Annotated in this window: 4 protein-coding genes and 1 pseudogene; 2 read left to right on the top strand and 3 right to left on the bottom strand. The window is 65.8% G+C overall.

Annotation, left to right across the window (positions count from 1 at the left end):
* On the top strand, nucleotides 1-337 hold a 337-nt coding region (locus ACLP25_RS19230; RefSeq protein WP_442470766.1), incomplete at its 5' end, for a phosphate signaling complex PhoU family protein.
* Nucleotides 334-1,074: a phosphate regulon transcriptional regulator PhoB gene (phoB, locus tag ACLP25_RS19235; protein WP_442470767.1), complete on the top strand. Its 741-nt coding sequence runs from the start codon at nucleotides 334-336 to the stop codon at nucleotides 1,072-1,074. The genes ACLP25_RS19230 and phoB, both read left to right, overlap by 4 nt.
* A gap of 1,745 nt (nucleotides 1,075-2,819) precedes the next feature.
* Here phoB and ACLP25_RS19240 read toward each other — a convergent pair.
* The 3 genes and pseudogenes from ACLP25_RS19240 to ACLP25_RS19250 form a co-directional block, all read right to left on the bottom strand.
* Nucleotides 2,820-3,800 carry a beta-ketoacyl-ACP synthase III gene (locus ACLP25_RS19240; RefSeq protein WP_442470768.1) on the bottom strand — a complete coding sequence of 327 codons (981 nt, stop codon included), beginning with the start codon at nucleotides 3,798-3,800 and terminating at the stop codon, nucleotides 2,820-2,822.
* A gap of 15 nt (nucleotides 3,801-3,815) precedes the next feature.
* Nucleotides 3,816-4,871 (bottom strand): phosphate acyltransferase PlsX, encoded by a 1,056-nt coding sequence (plsX, locus tag ACLP25_RS19245; protein WP_442470769.1) that lies wholly within the window; start codon nucleotides 4,869-4,871, stop codon nucleotides 3,816-3,818.
* Between the two features lie 173 nt (nucleotides 4,872-5,044).
* A pseudogene (locus ACLP25_RS19250) lies at nucleotides 5,045-5,532 on the bottom strand (amino acid ABC transporter substrate-binding protein); the annotation flags it as partial.

Genomic DNA, 5,532 nt, shown 5'->3' on the forward strand with positions numbered 1-5,532 from the left:
GGTGGCCACCGAGCTTATGAAAGATGTCCTCGACGCCTATGCGCAGCGCGACGCCGAGCGGGCGCGGGAGGTCTGGGAGCGCGACGTGGACCTCGACGCGCTCGAGGACTCGGTGTTCCGGGATCTCCTCACCCACATGATGGAGGATCCGCGCAACATCTCGTTTTGCGCCCATCTCCTGTTCTGCTCCAAAAACATCGAGCGGATTGGCGACCACGCCACCAACATCGCCGAGACGGTCGTCTATCTGGTCACCGGCGAGACGATGCCCTCCGACCGTCCGCGCGGACGGCAGGAGACCGACATCGACGTCGAGGCCGCCGGGGGCGACGCATGAACGAGGCGCGCAGGGAGAGCGTGCGCTCCGGCGCCGCGTCTGCTCCACGCATTCTCATCGCGGAAGACGAGCCGGACCTCGCGGTTTTGCTCTCCTACAATCTGGAGGCGGAGGGCTACGTCGTTGACAGCGTGGGGCGGGGTGACGAAGCCGAGCTTCGCCTTGCCGAGAGTCCGCCCGATCTTGTCATTCTCGACTGGATGCTGCCCGGCGTCTCGGGTCTGGAGATCTGCCGCAGGCTCCGCGCTCGCGAGAACACCCGTATGCTCCCGGTCATCATGGTGTCGGCGCGAGGCGCAGAGGCGGAGCGCGTTCGCGGTCTTTTGGTCGGAGCGGACGACTATATCGTCAAGCCGTTTTCCGTTCCCGAACTGTTGGCGCGGGTGCGCGCCCTCCTCAGGCGAACCCGTCCAGAGCGGATCGCCGATCGCCTCAGCGCTGGCGACTTCAACCTCGATCGCGAGACCCGATGCGTCCGGCGCGGCGATCGCGACATTCATCTTGCTCCAACCGAATTCCGGCTGCTCGAATTTCTCCTTGAGAAGCCGGGCCGAGTGTTCACTCGCAACCAACTGCTCGACGACATCTGGGGGCGGGCCGCCGAAATCGACGACCGCACGGTCGACGTTCACATCGGTCGATTGCGCAAAAAGTTGTCAAAGGGGCGCGAGCGCGATCCGATTCGGACCGTGCGCAGCGTCGGCTACGCTTTCGATGAGACCTACGGCAAGCAATAGAGGCGCTCCCCTATGCGGGCGGAGGCGCTGACGCCGTCAATTCCGCCGAAATACAAATCGCTCTGGCTTCGCCCGGCCAGTCTTCACCCGGTTGGCGCCCGGAAAGCCGGGCGCAGGGCACCGCACGGACGCGCCGTGCGGCGCCCCTCCCCGACCGAGGCCTGCTGCCCGGACAAACGCCACCTGCGGCGCGCGAGAGCGGCTGCCCGGAGAGTCCAGGATTGCGGCTGAATCCACGATTTCCCTTACGGGTCATCTCAGCGCGAGGCCCGCTTGCACGGGAACATGTTCCAGTGGTGGAAGTCCATCGACCCTTGGATGGATTAATCACATCAACAATCGCCGCCACAGCGCGACGGGAATGGGCGTGTCCGCGACCCGAGATGGGGTCGATCGAGCCGTCGCCGTTCCCCTTCGCGACGAAGCTGACGCGGGCGGCGTGACCGATCCGGGTTGTGACGAGCGCGCCGACTTTCGGCTCGCTCAGGCGCTGTCCGTCGTGAAGCGCGGACGAGGCGAGCCTGGCCGATGGCCTCTTGCGCTCGAGCGCCTAGGAGGCGAAGTGAGGGCGCCGCGGCGTCGACAATAGATTGCACTATCAACGTAACACCCGAAACCGCGCAATTTAAGCAAGTGCGTCCACGAGTTGTGACGTCGGTCACTGCACAGAACAAAAAAATAGCGCTCAGCTCTGGCGTCCATCGGCAAGATGGGCGGATAGTTGTCGTCATTGAAACTATCGAGATTCTTTATGGCTGACCACTTGAACGCTCAACCACACCCCAAAGCAAAAGAGGCCCTTGCACACGTGCAGGCTGTAGGGGGGCAAGTGTGGGTGGCGCAGACGGCGCTGGGACCTCCCGTCAAGGACGTGAAGCAGAAGCAGAGCACGTTCACAACCAATAATCTCTATTGGTTGTATTCACAATACGACAACGGTCCTCCACACGGTGCAATTCAGGGTGACATTTAAGGCAGGCTCACCGCTGCACGATCAAGTCCAAAACTTCTCGTTTCCGGGCGGTTACGAGGGCAGCATCACGACACCCTTTGGCGTCCCGCTGTGGGGCGGCGATCCGATTCTGGGACCGGCTGTGCTCCACGTGACCCCCAACCACGGACCCACCTACACGTATGACTTCACGGTCGTCGCTTAGATGCGTCGGCTCTGACATGACGGAACAGACCCTCGTTGGCCCATGCTCAGGACATCCAGGGCGCCAGCGAGTCGAAGCGATCAAAAGCCGTTGGCTAGGCTGGCCCATTAGCTGATTAGATCGGTCGTGGCCGAAGGGCGGAGCCGGGGCGGCGACATTTCTCCCCGGCTCTTCTCCTTGGAGCGAGATGTATCCCCATCCACTGCACACTGTCACAGGTGCGTGACGCCCGGCGCGGACGCGTCTCTTTCGGCGACAACCGCCCAGCCCCGGTCCGCCACCGTGGGCGTCGCCCGACGCTCACGCCGAGACGACCAATCTCTTCCGATTATCTGAAATATCGGCTAGGATCGAGCATGGCCCGCCCCCGACGCTCCGACCCGATCGTGGCTTTGTCCGCGCTTTTCGCCCGCCCCTCAGGCCGGCGCCGGCGGGCGCCGATTCGTTTTTTCCGATTCGTTTTTTCCGATTCGCGCCCGCAAGCCTTTGAAAAGGGTCGATTCACGGGTGAATAAGGGCTGATTCGGACGCGTCGAATGGGCACCGAACGCGTGCCGAACGACGCCGAGCGCGTGTCGAACGCGCCTCTTACCAGCGGATCAGCGCGGCGCCCCAGGTGAAGCCGCCGCCCATGGCCTCGATCATCACGAGGTCGCCCTTCTTGATCCGGCCGTCCTTGACCGCGACGGCGAGCGCGAGCGGGATCGACGCCGCGGAGGTGTTGCCGTGCTGGTCGACCGTCACAACCACCTTCTCGCGCGGAATGCCGAGCTTGTCGGCGGAGGCGTCGATGATGCGCCGGTTGGCCTGGTGCGGCACGAACCAGTCGATCGCCTGAGCGTCGCAGCCGGCGTCGGCGAGGCAACCCTGGATCACGTCCGTCACCATGCCGACGGCGTGGCGGAACACGTCCTTGCCCTCCATCCTCAGGTGTCCCACGGTTTGCGTCGTCGAGGGCCCGCCGTCGACATAGAGCTTGGCGCGGTGGCGGCCGTCGGACCTGAGCCGCGAGGCGATCACGCCGGGCGAGGCGAAGGCGCCGTCGCTCTCCCGCGCTTCGAGCACGATCGCCCCCGCCCCGTCGCCGAACAGGACACAGGTCGTCCGGTCGCTCCAGTCGAGGATGCGCGAGAAGGTCTCGGCGCCGATCACCAGCGCCCGCCTGTTCGAGCCGGAGCGGATGAACTTGTCGGCCGTCGCCACGGCGAAGACGAAGCCGGAGCAAACCGCCTGCACGTCGAAGGCCGCGCCCTGAGTGACGCCGAGATTGGCCTGCACCTGGGTGGCGACGGCGGGAAAGGTGTAGTCCGGCGTCGCCGTGGCGACCACGATCAGGTCGATGTCGTCGGCGCTTAGGTCCGCGTGGCGGAGCGCCGCCTCGGCGGCGCTGGTCGCCAGGGTCGAAGTCGTCTCGCCTTCGCCCGCGACATAGCGCTGCGCGATGCCGGAGCGCTGCCGGATCCATTCGTCGGAGGTGTCCACCTTGGCGGCGAGTTCGTCGTTGGTGACGGCTCGGGCGGGAAGCGCGGCGCCAACGCCGCGGACACAGGAACGAAGGTTCGATGCCATTCGGGATTCCGGAGGTCAGGTCTCGGCGACCGGCGAGGCCGCCGCAGGACGGCTCTCGCTGGCTTGTGCGATCATTTCACGAATCTTGGCCAGCAGTTCCTGGCGGACCATGTCATAGCCAAGCTCGACGGCGCCGGCGTAGCTGTCGGCGTCGGCGCCGCCATGGGCCTTGATGACGACGCCGTCAAGGCCGAGAAACACACCGCCGTGCGCTCGCGGCGCCTTTCGCTCGCGCAGGGCGTCCAGGGCCTTGCGGGCAAACAGAAAGCCGATGCGCGACATGAGGCTGTGGCTGAACGCGTCGCGCATGTACTGGCCGAGCTGGCGGGCGGTTCCCTCGGCCGTCTTCAGCGCGATGTTGCCGGTGAAGCCCTCGGTGACGAAAACGTCGACCGCACCCCTGCCGAGATCGTCGCCCTCGACGAATCCCTGATAGCGCATGTTGGGCAGGTTGGCGTCGCGCAGGATCCGGCCGGCCGCCTTGACCTCCTCGACGCCCTTGATCTCCTCGGTCCCGACATTGAGGAGACCGACCGTCGGGCTGTCGATGTCGAACACGATGCGCGCCATCGCCGCGCCCATCACCGCCAGATCGACGAGATGCTGCTCGTCGCCGCCGATCGTCGCCCCGACGTCGAGGACGATCGATTCGCCGCGCGTTGTCGGCCAGAGCGCCGCGATCGCCGGCCGGTCGATCGGGGCCATCGTGTGCAGGCAGAACTTCGCCATCGCCATCAGCGCCCCGGTGTTGCCGGCCGAGACGACGCAGTCGGCCGCGCCCGTCTTCACCGCCTCGATCGCCTGCCACATCGACGACACCCGCCGGCCGGTGCGAAGCGCCTGGCTCGGCTTGTCGGTCATCTTGACCGCCACGTCCGTATGAAAAACCTCGGCTTTTTCGGCGAGCCTCGGGTCCGCGGACAGGTAGGGCGCGATCGCCTTCTGATCGCCGTACAACAGGAAGCGGACGTCCGGACGCCGCTCGAGGGCGATCGCCGCCGCAGGCAACACGACGGCGGGGCCGTGATCGCCCCCCATTGCGTCCAGCGCTATGCGGATATCCGTCGCCATACCTCAATCCGACCGCGCCCGAATCCGGCTCGGGCGGCGCCCGGCGCGGGCGGACAATAGCGTCTTCGCCGCTTAAGGCAACGGCGTTCGGGAGCAACCCGGCGGCGCACAATCCCGGTCGGCCCGGCGGCCGGGCCGCGCGCCCGCGCGCCGGTCGATCGCCCGGAAGCGGATCAACGGATCGGCGGGGCGTATTGCAGGCCGCCCTTGGTCCACAGCGCGTTCAGGCCGCGCTTGATCTTGATCGGCGATTCCATGCCGACGTTCCGCTCGAAAATCTCGCCGTAATTCCCTTCCGCCTTGATGATCTGATAGGCCCAGTCGTTGTTGAGGCCCATCATCTTGCCGAAGTCGCCCTCGACGCCGAGCAGCCGGCGGATGTTGGGGTTCGGCGATTTCAGCATCTCGTCGACATTGGCCTTGGTCACGCCGAGCTCCTCTGCGGTGACGAGGGCGAAATGAGTCCACTGGACGATCTCGAACCACTGGATGTCGTCCTTGCGCACGGCCGGGCCGAGCGGCTCCTTGGAGATGATCTCCGGCAGGACGACATGGTCGTCCGGGACCGACATTTTGAGCCGCTCGGAATAGAGGCCGGAGGAATCGGTCGTGTAGGCGTCGCAGCGGCCGGAGTCGTAGGCCTTGGTCGCCTCCTCGTCGG

This window comes from Roseiarcus sp., from assembly GCF_052145395.1.
GTDB lineage: Bacteria > Pseudomonadota > Alphaproteobacteria > Rhizobiales > Beijerinckiaceae > Roseiarcus.